Origin of the sequence: Agrobacterium sp. ST15.16.055, assembly GCF_027956555.1 — a bacterium.
In the GTDB taxonomy this organism is placed as follows: domain Bacteria; phylum Pseudomonadota; class Alphaproteobacteria; order Rhizobiales; family Rhizobiaceae; genus Agrobacterium; species Agrobacterium salinitolerans.
Genome location: NZ_JAQKGN010000002.1, coordinates 21,570 through 39,904 on the forward strand (window position 1 = coordinate 21,570; position 18,335 = coordinate 39,904).

General features: G+C 60.0%; 19 protein-coding genes. 6 read left to right on the forward strand and 13 right to left on the reverse strand.

Annotated features, from left to right (window positions below; genetic code table 11):
• Window positions 1-44: 44 nt before the first annotated feature.
• Together purL and PL599_RS03125 are read left to right on the forward strand one after the other, a co-directional pair.
• Window positions 45-2,279, forward strand: coding sequence for a phosphoribosylformylglycinamidine synthase subunit PurL (purL, locus tag PL599_RS03120; RefSeq protein ID WP_142911458.1), 2,235 nt, complete (start codon window positions 45-47; stop codon window positions 2,277-2,279).
• Between the two features lie 16 nt (window positions 2,280-2,295).
• Window positions 2,296-2,529, forward strand: coding sequence for a BolA family protein (locus tag PL599_RS03125; protein ID WP_003516012.1), 234 nt, complete (start codon window positions 2,296-2,298; stop codon window positions 2,527-2,529).
• Window positions 2,530-2,671: 142 nt separating this feature from the next.
• Here the strand turns inward: PL599_RS03125 and PL599_RS03130 are convergent, their stop codons facing one another.
• The gene (locus tag PL599_RS03130; protein ID WP_269825068.1) at window positions 2,672-3,820 is read right to left on the reverse strand and encodes a hypothetical protein; all 1,149 of its coding nucleotides are present in this window, start codon (window positions 3,818-3,820) and stop codon (window positions 2,672-2,674) included.
• A gap of 110 nt (window positions 3,821-3,930) precedes the next feature.
• On the opposite strand from PL599_RS03130, the gene PL599_RS03135 reads away from it, so the two are divergent.
• The 3 genes from PL599_RS03135 to PL599_RS03145 all read left to right on the forward strand — a co-directional run bounded on the left by PL599_RS03135 (window position 3,931) and on the right by PL599_RS03145 (window position 6,007).
• Window positions 3,931-4,179 (forward strand): hypothetical protein, encoded by a 249-nt coding sequence (locus PL599_RS03135; protein WP_269825067.1) that lies wholly within the window; start codon window positions 3,931-3,933, stop codon window positions 4,177-4,179.
• A 146-nt stretch (window positions 4,180-4,325) separates the two neighbouring features.
• Window positions 4,326-4,661, forward strand: a complete 336-nt coding sequence (gene grxD / locus PL599_RS03140) for a Grx4 family monothiol glutaredoxin (protein WP_142911461.1) — start codon at window positions 4,326-4,328, stop codon at window positions 4,659-4,661.
• A 137-nt stretch (window positions 4,662-4,798) separates the two neighbouring features.
• On the forward strand, window positions 4,799-6,007 hold the full coding sequence (locus PL599_RS03145) for a multidrug effflux MFS transporter (RefSeq protein ID WP_142911821.1): 1,209 nt from the start codon (window positions 4,799-4,801) through the stop codon (window positions 6,005-6,007).
• Window positions 6,008-6,248: 241 nt separating this feature from the next.
• Here PL599_RS03145 and PL599_RS03150 read toward each other — a convergent pair whose 3' ends face one another.
• From PL599_RS03150 to rpsD, 5 genes are all read right to left on the reverse strand, one after another.
• On the reverse strand, window positions 6,249-7,073 hold the full coding sequence (locus PL599_RS03150) for an inositol monophosphatase family protein (protein WP_077982025.1): 825 nt from the start codon (window positions 7,071-7,073) through the stop codon (window positions 6,249-6,251).
• Window positions 7,074-7,102: 29 nt separating this feature from the next.
• Window positions 7,103-7,930, reverse strand: coding sequence for an inositol monophosphatase family protein (locus PL599_RS03155; RefSeq protein ID WP_269825066.1), 828 nt, complete (start codon window positions 7,928-7,930; stop codon window positions 7,103-7,105).
• A gap of 16 nt (window positions 7,931-7,946) precedes the next feature.
• Window positions 7,947-8,873 (reverse strand): tRNA 2-thiocytidine(32) synthetase TtcA, encoded by a 927-nt coding sequence (gene ttcA / locus PL599_RS03160; RefSeq protein ID WP_416172507.1) that lies wholly within the window; start codon window positions 8,871-8,873, stop codon window positions 7,947-7,949.
• 61 nt (window positions 8,874-8,934) lie between these two features.
• Window positions 8,935-9,864, reverse strand: a complete 930-nt coding sequence (locus tag PL599_RS03165) for a glutaminase (RefSeq protein ID WP_269825065.1) — start codon at window positions 9,862-9,864, stop codon at window positions 8,935-8,937.
• A gap of 69 nt (window positions 9,865-9,933) precedes the next feature.
• Window positions 9,934-10,551 carry a 30S ribosomal protein S4 gene (gene rpsD / locus PL599_RS03170; RefSeq protein WP_004442465.1) on the reverse strand — a complete coding sequence of 206 codons (618 nt, stop codon included), beginning with the start codon at window positions 10,549-10,551 and terminating at the stop codon, window positions 9,934-9,936.
• Window positions 10,552-11,001: 450 nt separating this feature from the next.
• Here rpsD and PL599_RS03175 point away from each other — a divergent pair, with 450 nt between their 5' ends.
• Window positions 11,002-11,985: a TerC family protein gene (locus tag PL599_RS03175; protein WP_269825064.1), complete on the forward strand. Its 984-nt coding sequence runs from the start codon at window positions 11,002-11,004 to the stop codon at window positions 11,983-11,985.
• Window positions 11,986-12,024: 39 nt separating this feature from the next.
• On the opposite strand, the gene PL599_RS03180 is transcribed toward PL599_RS03175, so the two are convergent.
• From PL599_RS03180 to PL599_RS03210, 7 genes are all read right to left on the reverse strand, one after another.
• Window positions 12,025-13,542: an ATP-binding protein gene (locus PL599_RS03180; RefSeq protein WP_269825063.1), complete on the reverse strand. Its 1,518-nt coding sequence runs from the start codon at window positions 13,540-13,542 to the stop codon at window positions 12,025-12,027.
• A gap of 122 nt (window positions 13,543-13,664) precedes the next feature.
• The gene (locus tag PL599_RS03185) at window positions 13,665-14,558 is read right to left on the reverse strand and encodes an EamA family transporter (RefSeq protein WP_269825062.1); all 894 of its coding nucleotides are present in this window, start codon (window positions 14,556-14,558) and stop codon (window positions 13,665-13,667) included.
• Between the two features lie 35 nt (window positions 14,559-14,593).
• Entirely contained in the window at window positions 14,594-15,229 is a 636-nt protein-coding gene (locus PL599_RS03190) for a LysE family translocator (protein ID WP_142911466.1), read from the reverse strand.
• 169 nt (window positions 15,230-15,398) lie between these two features.
• Window positions 15,399-15,638: a hypothetical protein gene (locus PL599_RS03195; RefSeq protein ID WP_080790437.1), complete on the reverse strand. Its 240-nt coding sequence runs from the start codon at window positions 15,636-15,638 to the stop codon at window positions 15,399-15,401.
• Window positions 15,639-16,016: 378 nt separating this feature from the next.
• The gene (gene murI, locus PL599_RS03200) at window positions 16,017-16,838 is read right to left on the reverse strand and encodes a glutamate racemase (protein ID WP_077982017.1); all 822 of its coding nucleotides are present in this window, start codon (window positions 16,836-16,838) and stop codon (window positions 16,017-16,019) included.
• Window positions 16,822-17,655, reverse strand: a complete 834-nt coding sequence (locus PL599_RS03205) for an RNA methyltransferase (protein WP_137410613.1) — start codon at window positions 17,653-17,655, stop codon at window positions 16,822-16,824. The genes murI and PL599_RS03205 overlap by 17 nt, the downstream gene beginning before the upstream one ends.
• A gap of 139 nt (window positions 17,656-17,794) precedes the next feature.
• Window positions 17,795-18,328 (reverse strand): hypothetical protein, encoded by a 534-nt coding sequence (locus tag PL599_RS03210; protein ID WP_162520292.1) that lies wholly within the window; start codon window positions 18,326-18,328, stop codon window positions 17,795-17,797.
• Window positions 18,329-18,335: the final 7 nt, after the last annotated feature.

Here is an 18,335-nt window from a genome sequence, read left to right on the forward strand (position 1 = left end):
CTAAAGAACCGGAAACTTTCCTCGGCTCGAACCGCGTGAGACCTATGTCGATTTCAAACTCCATCAAGATCACCCCGGAACTCGTTGCATCCCACGGGCTGAAGCCCGACGAATACCAGCGTATCCTCGACCTGATCGGACGGGAGCCTAGCTTTACCGAGCTTGGCATCTTCTCGGCCATGTGGAACGAGCACTGCTCCTACAAGTCCTCCAAGAAGTGGCTGAAGACCCTGCCGACCAAGGGACCGCGCGTCATTCAGGGTCCGGGTGAAAATGCCGGCGTGGTGGATATCGACGATGGCGACTGCGTCGTCTTCAAGATGGAAAGCCACAACCATCCGTCCTATATCGAGCCCTATCAGGGTGCGGCGACCGGCGTCGGCGGTATCCTGCGTGACGTCTTCACCATGGGAGCGCGCCCGATTGCCGCCATGAACGCCCTGCGTTTCGGCGCGCCGGATCATCCGAAGACCCGCCACCTCGTGGCCGGCGTCGTCGCCGGTGTCGGCGGTTACGGCAATTCCTTCGGCGTGCCGACGGTTGGCGGCGAAGTGGAATTCGATCCGCGTTATAACGGCAACATCCTCGTTAACGCCTTTGCCGCCGGCCTTGCCAAGTCCAACGCGATCTTCCTTTCGGAAGCCAAGGGCGTTGGCCTGCCGGTCGTTTATCTCGGTGCAAAGACCGGCCGCGACGGCGTCGGCGGTGCGACCATGGCGTCCGCCGAATTCGACGAATCCATCGAGGAAAAGCGCCCGACCGTTCAGGTCGGCGATCCCTTCACCGAAAAGTGCCTGCTGGAAGCCTGCCTTGAGCTGATGAAAACAGGTGCGGTCATCGCCATTCAGGACATGGGCGCCGCCGGCCTCACCTGCTCGGCCGTCGAGATGGGCGCCAAGGGCGATCTCGGCATCGAGCTTGACTTGAACGCCGTACCGGTGCGCGAAGAGCGCATGACGGCTTACGAAATGATGCTCTCGGAAAGCCAGGAGCGCATGCTCATGGTTCTCGAACCTTCCAAGGAAGAAGTCGCCAAGGCGATCTTCGTCAAGTGGGGTCTGGACTTCGCCATCGTCGGCAAGACTACCGACGACCTGCGCTTCCGCGTGCTGCACAATGGCGAGGAGGTCGCCAACCTGCCGATCAAGGAACTGGGCGATCAGGCTCCGGAATATGACCGCCCGTGGACGCCTGCCAAGGTGCCTGCGCCGCTTTCGGAAAACGACGTTCCCGCCGCCGATATCGCCGATGCGCTGGTATCGCTGGTCGGTTCGGCCAACAACTCCTCGCGCCGCTGGGTCTACGAACAGTATGACACGCTGATCCAGGGCAATTCCCTGCAGCTTCCCGGCGGCGACGCCGGCGTGGTTCGCGTCGAAGGCCATGATAAGAAGGCGCTCGCCTTCTCCTCCGACGTCACACCGCGTTATGTCGAGGCCGATCCCTTCGAAGGCGGCAAGCAGGCCGTTGCCGAATGCTGGCGCAACATCACCGCAACCGGCGCTCTGCCGCTCGCGGCCACCGACAACCTGAACTTCGGCAACCCGGAAAAGCCCGAGATCATGAGCCAGCTGGTTCATGCCATCAAGGGCATCGGCGAAGCCTGCCGGGTACTGGAATTCCCGATCGTTTCCGGCAACGTCTCGCTCTATAACGAAACCAACGGTCAGGCGATCCTGCCCACCCCCACCATCGGCGGCGTTGGCCTCCTGAAGGATTGGGGCCGCATGGCGCGCATCCGTTTCGCCGCCGCTGACGAAGTGGTGCTGCTTGTCGGCGCTCCTGCCGGCCTCGGCACCCACATCGCCCAGTCGGTTTACATGCGTGACGTCCACGGCCGCATCGATGGCCCTGCGCCGCATGTCGATCTGGCCGCCGAAAAGAGGAACGGCGATTTCGTTCGCAGCCTGATCACCGATGGTCTTGCCACCGCCGTTCACGATTGCTCCTCGGGCGGTCTCGCGCTTGCGGTTGCCGAAATGGCGATCTCGTCGGGCATCGGCGCGACCATCGACGCGGTCGAAGGTCACAATCCGGTTCTCACCTTCTATGGTGAAGATCAGGGCCGCTACGTCATGACGGTCAAAAAGGCCGATCTCGACGAGGTGCAGACAGCGGCGAAGGCAGCGGGCGTTTCCTGCCCGGTCATAGGTGTTACCGGCGGTGCGAGCGTAAAGCTGGGCACGGCGCGGGCAGTCGAGATTAAAGAATTGCACTTGGCCTATGAATCGTGGTTCCCTCAATTCATGGATGGCGAAACTTTGCTCGCCGCAGAATGAATTAAGGAGAAACACCATGCCCATGAAACCCGGCGACATTGAAGACATGATTAAGGCGGGAATTCCCGGGGCAAAGGTCACGATCCGCGATCTGGCCGGTGACGGCGACCATTACGCGGCAGAAGTCGTTGCGGATGCGTTCAAGGGCAAGACCCGCGTGCAGCAGCACCAGATGGTTTATGACGCACTGAAGGGCAATATGGGCGGCGTTCTGCATGCCCTTGCCCTGCAGACCTCCGCTCCCGAATGATTGCGCCCGTGAAAGCGGCTCCGGTAACAATCCGTCTCTGTCCCATCTGCGGCAGGGCGTGAAATCTGCTGAATAAATCAAAGGCCCGCGTGAGACTCTCACGCGGGCCTTTTTCATGTCCGATATAAGGATCGGATGCCGCTTACAGAACAGGCGGCGTCTGCGAATCCAGATCGGCGAAGGAGGCGGCCGGCAAAGGGCCTGCCGTCAGCAGGGTAAAATCGTAACCGGATCTGCGATCCGGCCCCAGAACATATTGCCGGTGCATGCGCAGGAAGTTGCGCTTGTTCTTCTTATAGCGCTCCGGCGAAAGCGAATGCTTGAAGCGGATCGGCACGATCTTCGGCTGCGGCGCATCGCCATGACCGGTCAGGGTAACCGTATTGCAGCGATAAAGATGGATCGGATCGGTGAGACACTGGATGTCGAACCATGTCACCTCGGCGTGACGCGCTATTATGCCTACGCTTTGACGAAGCCGTTCAGCGCTCGCCAGGAACGCGCATTGCAAAGCCGCGCCGCCCAACGTCGCGAAAGACAGTGTCCGGCCATCCAGCGCATCCGGTTTCTGCTCCAGCACGCGGCCGATCGTGGCAAGCGCAAGGCTGGCGCCCATGCTATGGGAAACCACCAGAACCTCATCCGAAGGCTGCTCCAGCGCCGTCAGAACAAGTGCTGCCCTCTCCTCGATCCAGTCGCGGGCAATCGGCTCATCACGGCCGACCGCAAGCGCGAATCGCCAGTCTGCATAAAGATGCAGCGTGTGAAACCGCTCCGCAAACGGCAGGAAAGCCTTTAGGAAAAACAGGGCGGCGGCGGGAAGGCTGATCGCAAAGAGCCAGAGCGGTAAAGCGAAAAGCCAGGGCGAAAGGGCGATAGTCGCCGCAAGCGCGCCACCGACAAGCATCAGCAGGAACGGGAAGATGAAGAACAGGCCAAAACGCCAGGCATGGCGGAAATAACGCGCCGCACCGCCCTCACTGACAATGCCCGCCCCGGCCTTGAAGCCCAGCCAGATCTGCCGCCAGACCGGCGCATCGCGCAATTGCGATATCACCGCATTATGGTCGTAAACGAAAATGTCGGAGCGCGTCCGCCAGTCGCCCGCCGCGGCCTCCACCGTGAAAGTCTCGCCCCCGGGCGCATTTTCCAGCGGCCCCACCGTGTAATCCACATCCCAGGTTTTGCCGGCGAGCGCCGCCGCCCGCTGGTAACGCAGATGATGGGCGGCCGCATCGAGCGGATCGAAACCGGGAAAATAAAGAACAAGTCGTGACTTGACGGCTGGCATGCATAGACCTTCAGGCTGGAGACGCCCGAAAGGATCGCTTGATACAGTGGGCGATGCACGTATAGTAAAAAACGCGACAGAAATATGATTTATTTATCGGTGAGGGAAATTTGTCTGGCATCGTCGATCAATTGCTCAACGGCGTCGTCAAAGGCGCTCTCGCCGAAGTGCTGACCAAATCCGGCATCCGCAAGACACGCCGCACGCGCCGGACGAAAAGTACCCGCTCTGCGGCCGGCGGTATCCTCGGTTCCGTGCTGGAAGCCGCAATCAAGGCCGCCGTCAAACCGAAACCCGCCCGGAAACAGGTCAGCAAAAAGCGCACCGCGGCTGCCCGCAGCCGGCAGCGATATAAATAAAAAGCCGCAGGCCGGATTTCCCCCGTCACGCCATGCCATCGAGACGCATTTTTTACGCTCCCCCGGGTGGAAATCACGGCGCGACATGTTATTTAGAGGCTAACAGAAAGCAGCGGCCTTGAACCGCATGTGAAAGGAATAGGCCTATGAGCGGCATTCACGACATGATCGACAGCGAAGTGAAGAGCAACGACATCGTTCTTTTCATGAAGGGCACCCCGCAATTTCCGCAATGCGGTTTTTCCGGCCAGGTGGTACAGATCCTCGATTATCTCGGCGTCGACTACAAGGGCGTCAACGTGCTTGCCGATGCGGACATCCGTCAGGGCATCAAGGACTATTCCAACTGGCCGACCATCCCGCAGCTCTACGTCAAGGGCGAATTCGTCGGCGGCTGTGACATCGTAAGAGAGATGTTCCAGTCGGGCGAGTTGCAGAGCCACTTCCAAGAACAGGGTATCAGCGTCCGCGGCGCGGCCTGATTTCGGCCGGTTCATCCGGCCCACCCTGATTGTCAGAAATTTATGCCAGGCGTTGCTTCATGCAACGCCTTTGCCGTTCTTTTTGGGGCAATCCTGTGACAGAACTTTCACAATCCACCGCTTCGCGCGCAGGCTCGATGGGGCGTACGGAATTCATTGCGCTGGCAGCCATGCTGATGGCAATGAATGCGCTCGCCATCGACATCATGCTACCCGGTCTTCAGGAAATCGGCGCCTCGCTGGGCGTGGAAAATGAGAACCATCGCCAGTACGTCATCTCCACCTATCTTCTCGGCTTGGGCATAGCCCAGCTCGTCTACGGACCGATCTCGGACCGTTTCGGACGTCGCAAGCCAATGCTTTTCGGCCTTGCGATCTACATCGTTTCAGCCGTTGCCGTCGTCTTCGTGCCGTCCTTTGCGGGCCTGCTGTTCCTGCGCTTCATTCAGGGCATCGGTTCGGCAGCAACGCGCGTCATCACCATCTCGATCGTGCGCGATATCTATGGCGGCCGCCAGATGGCGGAAGTCATGTCGCTGATCATGATGGTCTTCATGGTTGTTCCGGTCATCGCGCCCGGCACCGGTCAGATCGTGCTTTTTTTCGGCAACTGGCACCTGATCTTCGCCTTCATGGCCGGAATTGCTGCCATCGTGACGGCCTGGATGTATTTCCGCCTGCCGGAAACCCTGCATCCTGATGACGTCAGGCCTTTCACGGCTCGTTCGATCCTTGGCGGCTTCAAGATCGTGCTCACCAACCGTATCGCGCTCTGTTATACGCTTTCCAGCACCTTCATCTTCGGCGCGCTGTTCGGCTTCATCAACTCGGCTGAGCAGGTCTACAAGGGCATATACGGCCTTGGCGCATGGTTTGCGGCGGCCTTTGCGGGCGTTGCCCTGTTCATGGCCTTCTCATCCTTCATCAACGCCAGGCTGGTCGGCCGGTTCGGCATGCGCAAGCTGTCGCACGGATCGCTGCTGGGCTTCATCGCCATCACCTTCGTCTGGCTGGTGGTGCAGGTGCTGGGGCCGGAGCCGATGCCGTTCGCCATCTTCATCGTGTTCTTTGCGCTTGCCATGTTCCAGTTCGGCTGGATCGGCTCGAACTTCAACTCGCTCGCCATGGAGCCGCTCGGCCACGTCGCCGGCACCGCCTCTTCCGTTATCGGTTTCATGGGAACCGTCGGCGGCTCGCTGATCGGTGCGGCCATCGGCCAGGCGTTTAACGGCACTGCGCTGCCCATGGTGGCAGGCTTTTTCGTGGTCTCCATCATCGGCCTGATCTTCGTGCTGATCGGCGAAAAGGGCATGCTGTTTCAGGCGCATAACAAGCCGACACGGTAACACCGGTTGAAAAAGAAAAGGGCGCGGAATTCTGTTCCGCGCCCTTTTTATTTGATTGACGGCTGGCGTAACACTCAGCGTCGGCCAGTTTCAGCACCCATTCCCCACTCTTGGCGTCATCCTCGGGCTTGACCCGAAGATCCATCGCTTCGACCGCCTGTGGATCCTCGCCTCAAGGGCGAGGATGACAGAGGTGAGGTAGATGATGTCCACCATCAAGCCGCAACCTTGTCACGCCACCTCAAACCGTAAAAATCTTCTCCCGCAGCAGCTCCCATGTCTGCTGGTCAGGCGCAAGCAGCAGCCCGCCATCCACATGGCTTGGCAGATAGGGCGAGCCGTCGAGGCGCGCCGCATAGGCGCCCGCTTCCTGCGACAGCAGCGTGCCGGCCAGATGGTCCCAGGGCATCAGCTTGTTGTACATCAGGAAATGCATGTGGCCGCCGCAGAACAGGCGATATTCGTGCGCAGCACAACGGTAGCTGGTGAAGAGCCGCACATCCGCCAGATTCATCAGGATCTTGCGCCGTGTTTCCACCTCGAAATAGCCGGTATTGGCGATGCCGACCATCTGCGACAGTTCCGGCGCCGGCACGACCGACATCTGCGTCTGCGAACCATCGGCGCTGCACAGCCATGCGCCGGAGCCCTTTTCGGCAATCGCCCAGTCGTTGCCCATGGGGTCGAAGATCAGCCCCGCAACGGTCTCGCCCTTGGAAATGACGCTCATCATCACGCCGAAGAGCGGCAGGCCGGAAGCGAAATTATAGGTGCCGTCGATGGGATCGACCACCACAGCCAGATCGGCATCGGCAAGCTTGCCGAGCAGCGAGGCATCCGCCGCCACCGCCTCTTCACCGATGAACAGGGCGTCAGGCATGATCTCCTGAACGCGGGCGCGGATCAACCGCTCGGCGGCCTCGTCGCCCTCGGTGACGAGGTCTATCGCCTCGGTCTTCATCCGTACATCGCCTTCGCCCAGATTGCGGAACCTTGGTAAGATTTCCACTGCCGCCGCCTCCTGAAGCGCATTGGCAAGAGAGGCGATGTCGAGTTCGAGAGCCATGGGCGATATCCTTCTATTTGGGCGTGATGTTATAAGGCGACGATTTCCCGTCGCAGCATCTTCCAGCTTTCCTTGTCGGGGGCGGATAGGATGCCGCCCTCCGTTTGTCCCGGCCGATAGGGCGTATTGTCGAAACGGGCCGTGTAGCCACCCGCCTCCTGATGAATGAGCACGCCGGCGAGATGATCCCACGGCATCAGCTTTTCATGGCCGATGAAATGCAGCTTGCCGGCCGAGGCGAGCCAATATTCATGTGCCGAGCAGTTGAGCGACAGTGCCATCTTGATCTTGGCCATATTGGCGGCAATCACCGGCCGGCGATCCTGATGGCTGTGGCCCCAGGAAAAGATGCCGACCATGTCGGACAATGGCGCGGGATCGGCAACACTGAGCTTCGCCTGCGAACCGTTCCTGCGGTTGAGAAACGCGCCCTCGCCTTTCAGGGCAACGATGGTATCGCCCATGACAGGATCGTGGATGATGCCCGCCACCGTCTCGCCCTTGACGGTGACCGCAAGCAGCGTGCCGAAAGCGGGAAAACCGGAAGCGTAATTGAAAGTGCCGTCGATGGGATCGATCACGAAGGCAAGCGGCGCATCGGCAAGGGCTGGAATGACGGATTGGTCCGTCTCATAGGCCTCTTCGCCGACGATATGGGCCTTCGGAAATCGCTGAAGGAGAGCAGCGGTGATCGCCTTTTCCGCTAGAACATCGGCCTCGGTGACCAGATCGACGGCCGAGGTCTTTTCGGAGATCGCACCGGCGCTCAGGTTTCGGAAGCGGGGAAGAATTTCATTTGCGCCGGCAGCGGCAACGGTGGAAATAAGAAAATCGATATCTTTGTCGGAAAGGGTCATCGGGCGGGGCACTTCTTCATAAGGGGGAGTTGGCCTCCCTACGCTCTTCAGGTGACGCCCCGGTGACAGAAAGCGCCGAAAAATCAAAAAGCTTGGGATCGAGCAGATGCGACGGATTGACATGGGCAAGCGCCCTCAGCATCACGTCCTTGCGGCCCGGCATACGCCGCTCGATGTCGGCCAGCATCTCCTTCATGGCATTGCGCTGAAGCCCGTCCTGCGAGCCGCAGAGGTCGCAGGGAATGATCGGGAATTCCATCGCCGCCGCGAATTTCGCCATATCTTCCTCGGCGCAATAGGCGAGCGGGCGCATGACCATCACGTCGCCCTCATCATTCAAAAGCTTCGCCGGCATGCCGGCCAGACGGCCGCCATGGAAGAAGTTCATGAAGAAGGTTTCGAGAATATCCTCGCGGTGATGGCCGAGCAGCAGCGCGTCGCAGCCCTCCTCCCGCGCGATGCGGTAGAGATTGCCGCGCCTGAGCCGCGAACAGAGCGAACAGTAGGTGCCGCCGGACGGCACCTTTTCCTTCACCACCGAATAGGTGTCACGATATTCGATGCGATGGGGCACACCGATCTTCGCCAGATATTCCGGCAGGACATGCTTTGGAAAATTCGGCTGGCCCTGATCGAGATTGCAGGCGACCAGTTCCACCGGCAAAAGGCCGCGCCATTTGAGATCGAGCAGCAGCGCCAGAAGACCGTAACTGTCCTTGCCGCCGGAAAGGCCGACCAGCCAGCGCGTCTGGCCCTTCAGCATGTCAAAATCTTCAAAGGCCTGGCGCACATTACGCAGCAGCCGTTTGCGCAGCTTGTTGAACGAGACCGAGCGCGGCGCGTTGTCGAACAGCGGGTGCGAGTTACCGCTCTCTTCCGGCGGTTCCTGATCTGCCCCGACCTTCTCCGCGATGTCATCGATCCTGGTGAGAATGTTCATCATCCGCTCGCTCCGGCACGACTGCCGTTCTTCATGCTGGCAATGCCCCCATCCGCCGGCAAGATCAAGCCCCGAATACCGACCAGCCGGTTTTCGTTGCCAGCAATTCCAGCGCCTGTGACCCGAGCGCCGAGTTTCCGACCTTGTTGAGACCCGGCGACCAGACCGCAATCGACGCCTTGCCCGGCGCCACCGCCATGATGCCGCCGCCGACACCGCTCTTGCCCGGCAGGCCGACATGATAGGCGAAATCGCCCGATCCGTCATAATGGCCGCAGGTCAGCATCAGCGCATTGATACGCCGCGCCCGCCGGTCCGAGACAACCGTGTGGCCGGAGAGCGGATTGCGGCCGCGATTGGCAAGGAAGAGGCCGGCCCGCGACAGCTGCGCGCAGGTCATCGACAGCGCACACTGATGGAAATAAACGCCCAGCGTATGTTCCACGGGATGGTGCAGATTGCCGAAGGAGCGCATGAAATTGGCGAGCGCAAAATTGCGGAACCCCGTCGCCTGCTCGGATTTCGCCACCGTGTCGTCAATGCTGATCGTATCGTCATCTGCGAGGTAACGAACGAAACGCAGAAGCTCGCCGATAGCCTCGCGCGGCTGGTGGCCGGCAAGCACGATATCGGTCACCACAATGGCGCCGGCATTGACGAAGGGATTGCGTGGGATTCCGTGCTCGTGCTCCAGCTGGACGATGGAGTTGAAGGAAGAGCCTGAAGGCTCGCGCCCTACCCGGTTCCACACCGTCTCACCGGCCTTGCCGAGCGCCAGCGTCAGCATGAAGACCTTGGAAATGCTCTGGATCGAAAACGGCGTTAGCGCATTGCCGGCCGTATAGGTGGTTCCATCGACAGTGGTGATGGCAATGCCGAACTGGTTGGGATCGACCTTGGCGAGCTCGGGAATGTAATCGGCTACCTTCCCCTCGCCGAGTCTCGGCAGCATATTGTCATAGATGGAATCGACGATAGCCTGAATGTCCTGCATGCAAAGCCTTCCCCAGCCAACAAAAAAGCCGCCCCGAAGGGCGGCTTTCTCAATACTGAAACGCGTCGATTAACGCGAGTAGAATTCGACGACCAGATGCGGTTCCATGACGACCGGGTACGGAACGTCGGAGAGCGAAGGAACGCGAGCATAGGTCGCAACCATCTTGTTGTGATCAACTTCGATGTAGTCCGGAACGTCGCGCTCTGCGAGCTGAACGGCTTCGAGAACCGTAACCAGCTGCTTGGACTTCTGGCGAACTTCGATGACGTCGCCCGGCTTGCAGCGGTAGGAACCGATGTTGACGCGAACGCCGTTAACCGTGACGTGGCCATGGTTGATGAACTGGCGCGATGCGAAAACGGTCGGAACGAACTTGGCGCGGTAGACGATGGCGTCCAGACGCGACTCGAGCAGGCCGATCAGGTTTTCGGAAGTGTCACCCTTGCGACGGTTTGCTTCGTCGAACGTGGCGCGGAACTGCTTTTCGCGCAGTTCGCCGTAGTAGCCCTTGAGCTTCTGCTTGGCGCGCAGCTGCGTGCCGAAGTCGCTCATCTTGCCCTTGCGGCGCTGGCCGTGCTGGCCCGGGCCGTATTCGCGGCGGTTAACCGGGGACTTCGGACGGCCCCAGATGTTTTCGCCCATGCGGCGGTCAATTTTATACTTAGCCGATTCGCGCTTGCTCATCGTATTTCCTTCTCAAAAGGTTATACCGATCTTTTGCCAGACCGGTTTAAGGAAACACGCCCTCCTCTGAGGCCCGTTTCAGGGCCTCTGACAGGCTTCTCACATGCAAATGGAGAAACCACGGGACATGTCGGTGATATTGACCGCCGAACGTCAGTTCTTAAACTGCAGGGCAGTCAACAAAACACACCGGACATCACTGCCCGGCGTTGGGGCGGCTTCTACAGAGCTTTCACGGTTTTGTCAAACAAGCCCTTTCGCTTTTTTATGAAGTCTCCTCTTGAAAAGCAACAGTGCCCACCCATCTCTTCGTCGTGATCAGAACTCGGGCCCCTCTGGCGTGTTACCGGACAACACGTGATGTCGAGTTTGTTAAGGTTGGGGCCACGTATATTTTTGACGCACGTTCCCCATCCGTAAAGCCAACCTCGTCCGGCTAAAGGTTGACTGATGGACTTTCTTCTATCGGATTTTCTCGGCACCCCCACATGGATGTGGGCTGTCTTTATTTCCCTCGTGCTTGGCCTGCTCGCGCTCGATCTCGGCGTGCTGCACAAGAACTCCAAGGAAATCGGCGTTCGTGAAAGCCTGCTGATGTCCGGCTTTTACATCGCCATCGGCTTGGCCTTTGGCGGCTGGATCTGGTACCAATCCGGCCAGCAGTCGGCGATGGAATATGTCACCGGCTTCGTCGTCGAAAAAAGCCTGGCGATGGACAATATCTTCATCATCGCCATGATCTTCTCATATTTCGCCATTCCCCGGCAATATCAGCACCGTGTGCTGCTCTGGGGTATCCTCGGCGTCATCATCCTGCGCGGCATCATGATTGCCGGCGGTGCTGCCATCGTCGAAAACTTCCACTGGGTGCTTTATCTCTTTGCGGCCTTCCTCGTCTTCACGGGCCTCAAGATGCTGTTCTCGTCCGACCATGACGAAAACGACATCGGCAATAACCGCATCCTGAAGTTCCTGCGCAGCCACCTTCCGGTGACAAACAGGCTGCATGGAGAGAAATTCTTCGTCAAGGAAACCGATGAGGCCACCGGCAAGCTCAAGACCTTCGTAACGCCGCTCTTCCTAGCGCTCATCATGGTCGAAATCGCCGACCTCATCTTCGCGGTCGATTCGATCCCGGCAATCTTCGCGATCACCACCGATCCGTTTATCGTCTATACCTCGAACATCTTCGCGATCCTCGGCCTGCGCGCGCTCTATTTCGCACTCGCCGCCCTGATCCACCGCTTCGCTTATCTGAAATATGCGCTGGCTGCGGTTCTGGTCTTTGTCGGTTCGAAGATTTTCGTGGCGGACATGCTTGGCATCGCCAAGATCCCGCCCGCCGTCTCGCTCGGCGTCACGGTCACCATCCTCGCAACCGGCATTATCGGTTCGCTGATCGCGACGCGGAAGGAAGAAAAGGCCATCGAGTAAGGCTTCCAACGGCAAGCGGCAGGGAAACCTGCCGCAACCTCACTCAGCCGCAAGCCTCGTATCATCCTCAGCCGCATCCGCATCGCCGGGTGCGGTTTTTGCGTCGAGATCGGGAAACGCCACGATGCGCTTGCCGGAGAAATCGGCATGCACCACCACAAGCTCCTTCTCCTCGAAATAACCGAGAAGCCGCCGGGCGCGGCGGGCGGAATGGGTGCCGTAGGCGCGAGCGATGCGGGCGTCCGATGGGCAAGGCTCTTCACCCAGTGCCGCCTTGACCAGCAGCAGGAAGACCCCCTGCAGATCGTCGGAGACCGACATCGACAATTCCAGCGCTTTCTCCCAGCCTTCGCTTGCCGCCATCGCCGCATCCACGCCGGAACGGGCAATCGCCACCTGGCGGCGGAATTCGGGAAGCGTCATCGGCGTGCCGGGAATGCGGCGCATGCGGGCGCGAACCAGAAAATCCTGATAAAGCACGGCATCCGTGCGATAGGCCGATTGCGGATCATCGAGAATTTCGACGAGAACCGCCCCGATCTTTTCCTCGCGCTCCTCCGGTGTCATCTCCGGCTGGCCTGCACGCGGCGACTGCTCCGATGAAGGGCCAACGGCAGCGGGCGTGGAGCGGGAAAGCTCTGCCAGAATATCGGTGGTCGGGCGCGGTGCGGGGGGTGTACGGCGCACGGCTGCGCGCGTGAACTCTTCCGGATCAGGCGTGAAGATAAGGTCTTCGACATCCTGCGGGGCATCCGGTAGCGGCATCAGCTTCGGTGAAGATGACCGCGCCGAGGTTTCCACCGCCCCGATGACGATTGGAAGCGGACGGCGCGACAGCGCCGGCCCGAGCGCCACGAAATTGCCACGCTGGAGATCACGGAACATTTCCGCCTGGCGACGGTCCATGCCGAGCAGATCGGCGGCACGCGCCATGTCGATATCGAGGAAGGTTCGGCCCATCAGGAAGTTCGAGGCTTCCGCCGCGACGTTCTTGGCAAGCTTGGCCAGACGCTGCGTGGCGATGACGCCGGCAAGACCGCGTTTACGGCCGCGGCACATCAGATTGGTCATGGCGCCCAGCGACGCCTTGCGCGCATCCTCAGTCACCTCGCCGGCGACGGAGGGCGCAAACATCTGCGCCTCGTCTACCACGACAAGTACGGGATACCAGAATTCACGGTCCGCATCGAACAGGCCGTTGAGGAAGGCGGCGGCGGCCCGCATCTGTTGCTCGATATCCAACCCTTCCAGCGTCAGCACGCAGGAGACACGGTGCTGGCGGATGCGGTTGGCAATACCGGCCAGCTCGGCTTCCGTGCGCTCGCCATCGACCACCACATGGCCGAACCTGTCGGAAAGCGTGACGAAATCGCCCTCGGGATCGATAATGACCTGCTGCACCCATGGCGCCGATTGCTCCAGCAGCCGCCGCAGCAGATGCGACTTGCCGGAACCGGAATTGCCCTGCACCAGCAAACGCGTCGCAAGCAATTCCTCGATATCGAGCTTGGCCTGCTGCCCGCCCGATAGGGTCCCCATGTCGATACCGACCTGCAATGTTCCATTCCTCGTGCTGCATCTCACCCGACCGATTCCCTAGAGGACGGCCGAACGTACTCTTTACCAAAAAATCGGCTCTTGCGTCTCATCCGTGCCGATAATGCACAGGCAATTCACGCTCAGCCCTGCGGAGACCTGACCCAGAAGCTTGCAATGCCGATGCGCCGACCGAAGACGTTAAGTGCCAGCCCGAGAATGACCAGCGCCGCACCGATGATTTCGAAAACGGTGATGTGTTCTGCAAAAGCCAGATAGGCGCTGATGAACCCGACAACAGGCACCAGCAGCGAAAACGGCGCCACCGTTCCGGCGGGATACCGCAGAAGCAGATAACTCCAGATGCCCGCGCCGACGATGGTTGCACCATAGGCCATATAGATCACCACGAGAGCCATGGTCGGCGTCGCATTGATCACTCCTTCGGCAATCGCTTCCGGCCCTTCCACGACCAGTGAAAGCAGGATCAGCGGCAGAACGGGCACAAGGCTGGTCCAGGCAATGAAGGACACCGCATTGACTTGCCCGATGCGGCGATTGACGATGTTACCGCAGGCCCACGCAATCGCGGAACCGACGCCCATCAGAAGCGGCACCAACCCTGCCGCCGTCATGCGCTCCACACCGATGACCGCCAGCCCGCCAAAAGCGATGAGTGCGCCAAGAATCTGCGACGGCAACGGCCGTTCGCCCAGAAACACCACGGCAAGCGCCAGCGTGAAGAAAGCCTGCGACTGCATGACCAGCGACGCAAGACCGGCCGGCAGGCCGAGCTTGATGGCGGGATAAAGCAGGCCGAATTGCACGAAACCCATCGCCATGCCGTAAACGACCATATGTCGCCACGGCACATTGGGTTTCGGCAGGAAGAACACCAGGGGCACCGCCGCAACAAGATAACGCACCCCCGTCAGAAACAGGGGCGGCATGTCCGTAACCCCGATCTTGATGGCAACGAAGTTGAAGCCCCACAAAAACACGGTGATCAGGGCGAGAAATATATGCGGCAATGCCATTTTGTTATGTCCGAATGTCAGGCGATCAGCAGGCGTCAGGCCGAAACCGCCCTCTTCCAGCCGAAGGTAATAAGGCCGGCGCCGATCAGGAGCCCGCCGCCCGTACGGTTGACGATACGCTGAACCTTCGGCTTGCGGATCGTATTACGAGCGGCGCTTGCCAGAAGTCCATAAAGCGCTGCATTGACAGTAGCAAGCACCAGGAATGTGACTTCAAAAATCAGCACCTGCGGCCAGAAGGGTAATGTCGGCACCAGAAACTGCGGCAGGAAGGCCACGAAAAACACGATGCTCTTCGGGTTCAAGGCCGTGACGATATAGGCGTGCAGGAAGATTTTAAGCGGCCTTTCGCGTCCCGTCACGCCCGTATTTTCCGCCGCGTCACCAACCGGCGAACGCCACAGCTTGATGCCGAGATAGATGAGGTAAGCCGCACCGATCCATTTCAGACCGGTGAAAAGTGCAGCCGACGTGGCAAGCAGCGCGCCAAGTCCCAGCATCGAGGCCGTCATGGCGGTGAAATCGCCGAGCGCCACACCCGTCACCGTCGCCGTGCTGGCCTTGCGGCCGTGGCCCAGCGCATAAGAAATCACCAAAAGGATCGTCGGTCCCGGAATGGCGAGCATGATGGCAGATGCGGCCACGAAGGCCAGCCAGTTTTCTATCGGCATGATGAGTCTCCTGTCTCATATTGGGGGAGCAAGCCACGGAAAAAACTCCGCATCAAGCAGGATTTTTCGCAGATCGCGCCGCGGCCGCCTGCATTTCGTGGTTTGCCAGCGGGCGTAATTCGACGACGAAGCCTCCCCGACATTTCTTTGCCGGAGAGGCCTTTGCCAATCAAAACCGGGGCGCCCAGTAAGGAACCTCCCAATCCCGCCGCCGCTTCACCCGCGATGGGTCAAGGCCGATATCGACCAGAAGGCGCTCTGGCAGATCGGCAGGATCGGTCGGCGGCGCGCGTGGCACGACAGCCGCGAAGACGACCGTCTTCAGGGTCTTCCAGACGCCGAATGTGACGAACAGACGGTCCACCGCATCCGGCAGCGCATATGCTACCAATGGTTGATCATTTTGCATGGGAAATCCATCCCGGCGCGGCAAAGCGGCCAGGTCCTTTATCGATGGAAAACGACAGGACGAAACGACGCGCGCAGCACGCATGCCACGCGGACGCGCAAGTCACATGTCAGACGAAGTGAAAATGCCAAACGGCTGGGGAATCAGGCCATAAGCCTTATCGGAGGGAGATGCCTCGCATCACATAACCGCCGACAATCACGCCAAAGGGGCCCGACATGCCATTAAGGCGCATATTAATGTCATTGCTCATTCCACGCCTCCAGTTCTTGCGGTTACAGACGAGATGCATCTTACACAGGAAAACAGACGCGACAAGAGGTCGCAATCTCGAATTGCAAAAGACGAATAGTGGCGATGCAAAAATGCAACAGGCGATCAGGTAGCGGAAACGCTGAGACCGAAACCCTGCATTAGCCGCCGCGTGGCGAAATCCGGCTTGCCTGACGTGAAGACGGCAAAGTCGAAACCGTCGGGATGCTCCGCATCCTGTGGCAGCGGCACCAGATGGCGGGCCCGCCTCGCAATCGCCTCGGCGGGATCGAGCCAGTCCACCGGCCATGGCGCCAGCCGGCGGAACACATTGGCCATGAAGGGGTAATGGGTGCAGGCGAGAACGACGATATCGGTACGCTTGCCATCGCTGTCGATGAAGCAAGGTTCGATTTCGGCCAGCACCGCCTCGTCGGGCACGGGTTCACCTCTGATCCAGCTTTCCGCCATGCGCGCCAAATTTTCCGACCCCACAAGACGAACATGGCATTGCGTGGCGAAGGACTGGATGAGATCGCGCGTATAGGCCCGCTTGACGGTGCCGGGCGTCGCCAGCACGGAAACGAGGCCGGAGCGGGTCCGCTCGGCCGCCGGCTTGATGGCGGGAACGGTGCCGACGAAGGTCATGTCCGGAAACCGGGCGCGAAGATCGGCGCCCGCAAGCGTGAAGGCGGTGTTGCAGGCGATGATGCAGACTTCGGGGCTGTAATCCTGCAGCAGCGTCTCGAAGAGCGAGAGAATACGGGCTTTCAGCGCCTCCTCTTCCCAGCCGCCATAGGGAAAACCCGCATCGTCGGCCACGTAGATGAAACCGCGCTCGGGCATCAGCACGCGCGCCTCGCGCAGCACGGTAAGCCCGCCAATGCCGGAATCGAACACCAGCACCGGTTTCATCACATCGGCCGCCGCCTCACTCGTCTTCAGCATTCTCCCCTGCTCCCTCAGCCGACGGCCCTGCAGCCCGGCCCGTCTTCTTCGGCCATTGCCGCGGGAAACGGTCGAGCGAATTGATCACGCCGCGGAAAACGCTGATCTCCTGCTCGGAAAAACCGCGTCGCGACAGCACGGCGCGCAGATTGTCGACCATTTTCGGCTTTTTTTCAGCCGGATGGAAATAACCCCGCGCATCCAGCGCTTCCTCGATATGTTCGAACAGGCCAAAGACCTGTTCCTTGGTCGAAGGCCGCTGCTCGACGGACTGGAACAGTGTCTCTCCCAGATCGTCCATGCCTGACTTCATCCACTCATAGGACATCAGAAGCACGGCCTGCGCGATGTTGAGCGAGGCGAAGGCGGGATTGACCGGGAAGGTCACGATCTCGTCGGCCAGCGCCACTTCCTCGTTCGTCAGCCCCCAGCGCTCGCGCCCGAACAGGATGCCGGTCTTTTCGCCAGCCTTGAATTTTGCCCTGAGCGTGTCGGCGGCAGTAACGGGCGCACGCACCGGCTTGAACCCGTAACGCTCGCGCGCCGTTGTGGCATAGACGAAATTCAGATCCTTGATCGCCTCTTCCAGCGTCTCGAACACCTTTGTTCCGTCAATGACGTGATCGGCCTTGGAGGCCGCGGCGCGTGCCTTCTCGCTCGGCCAGCCGTCACGCGGATTGACCAGCCGCAATTCGGCCAGGCCGAAATTGGCCATAGCCCGCGCCACCATGCCGATATTTTCGCCAAGCTGCGGTTCGACGAGAATGATCGCCGGGCCTTCCGCCACAAGTTCGAGATCGCTGTTTGTGCCTGCCATCGTCTTTTGTCCGTTTGTTGAAGCGTCGCATAGATTTTCAGCCCGACGCGCTAAAGCGCGCTTCACTGGCACAGATCGACGCCAAAATCAAAGCCGGCGCGGAGAAAGCCCGGACCCGCCCCGCTGGCAAAGACGCCCCTTATTGCTCTCCCTTGATGATCGTTGCCATCTCTTCGCGCAGCGAATCCCTGCCCTCATCGCCAACCCGGTGAATATCGCTGATGACAGGGCGGCCGTCTTCCTCGACGACATCGAAATGAACTTCGTCAACCGTCGCCTTCATCTCCGCCTCATCCATGCAGGCCCAGAGCTTGAATTTCGCCGTCACGTCCGTCACGCCGTCCTTGACCGCGCCCGGCGTCACGGAAACATCGGCCAGCGGGCAGCCATCCTGCGAGTTCGTCACGACATCGTAACCGAAGGGATCGCCGGTCTCACCGCTTTCGGCCTCGTAAGCCGGCTTTTTGGACGCTTCGCGATATTGCGCGACGAAATCCTTGCTGAACAGGCTGGTCAGCATGTCCTCGTCGAAAATGTATTTCCAGTTTTCCGCATCGCCGGACCAGTTCTTCACGGTGATATCCATCACCTTCTGAACGGGATCGGCCGGCCCGGCGGCGAGCGCGCTGTGGGAAAAGAGGACGGCGGCAGTCAGAAGCAGAATTTTCCGCATGGTGTTA

What these genes read in the sequence shown, in the direction of transcription:
- purL (WP_142911458.1), top strand. Translation starts at nt 45, where the DNA reads ATGTCGATTTCAAACTCCATCAAGATCACCCCGGAACTCGTTGCATCC.
- PL599_RS03125 (WP_003516012.1), top strand. Translation starts at nt 2,296, where the DNA reads ATGCCCATGAAACCCGGCGACATTGAAGACATGATTAAGGCGGGAATT.
- PL599_RS03130 (WP_269825068.1), bottom strand. Translation starts at nt 3,820, where the DNA reads ATGCCAGCCGTCAAGTCACGACTTGTTCTTTATTTTCCCGGTTTCGAT.
- grxD (WP_142911461.1), top strand. Translation starts at nt 4,326, where the DNA reads ATGAGCGGCATTCACGACATGATCGACAGCGAAGTGAAGAGCAACGAC.
- PL599_RS03145 (WP_142911821.1), top strand. Translation starts at nt 4,799, where the DNA reads ATGGGGCGTACGGAATTCATTGCGCTGGCAGCCATGCTGATGGCAATG.
- PL599_RS03150 (WP_077982025.1), bottom strand. Translation starts at nt 7,073, where the DNA reads ATGGCTCTCGAACTCGACATCGCCTCTCTTGCCAATGCGCTTCAGGAG.
- PL599_RS03155 (WP_269825066.1), bottom strand. Translation starts at nt 7,930, where the DNA reads ATGACCCTTTCCGACAAAGATATCGATTTTCTTATTTCCACCGTTGCC.
- ttcA (WP_416172507.1), bottom strand. Translation starts at nt 8,873, where the DNA reads ATGATGAACATTCTCACCAGGATCGATGACATCGCGGAGAAGGTCGGG.
- PL599_RS03165 (WP_269825065.1), bottom strand. Translation starts at nt 9,864, where the DNA reads ATGCAGGACATTCAGGCTATCGTCGATTCCATCTATGACAATATGCTG.
- rpsD (WP_004442465.1), bottom strand. Translation starts at nt 10,551, where the DNA reads ATGAGCAAGCGCGAATCGGCTAAGTATAAAATTGACCGCCGCATGGGC.
- PL599_RS03175 (WP_269825064.1), top strand. Translation starts at nt 11,002, where the DNA reads ATGGACTTTCTTCTATCGGATTTTCTCGGCACCCCCACATGGATGTGG.
- PL599_RS03185 (WP_269825062.1), bottom strand. Translation starts at nt 14,558, where the DNA reads ATGGCATTGCCGCATATATTTCTCGCCCTGATCACCGTGTTTTTGTGG.
- PL599_RS03190 (WP_142911466.1), bottom strand. Translation starts at nt 15,229, where the DNA reads ATGCCGATAGAAAACTGGCTGGCCTTCGTGGCCGCATCTGCCATCATG.
- PL599_RS03195 (WP_080790437.1), bottom strand. Translation starts at nt 15,638, where the DNA reads ATGCAAAATGATCAACCATTGGTAGCATATGCGCTGCCGGATGCGGTG.
- murI (WP_077982017.1), bottom strand. Translation starts at nt 16,838, where the DNA reads ATGCTGAAGACGAGTGAGGCGGCGGCCGATGTGATGAAACCGGTGCTG.
- PL599_RS03205 (WP_137410613.1), bottom strand. Translation starts at nt 17,655, where the DNA reads ATGGCAGGCACAAACAGCGATCTCGAACTTGTGGCGGAAGGCCCGGCG.
- PL599_RS03210 (WP_162520292.1), bottom strand. Translation starts at nt 18,328, where the DNA reads ATGCGGAAAATTCTGCTTCTGACTGCCGCCGTCCTCTTTTCCCACAGC.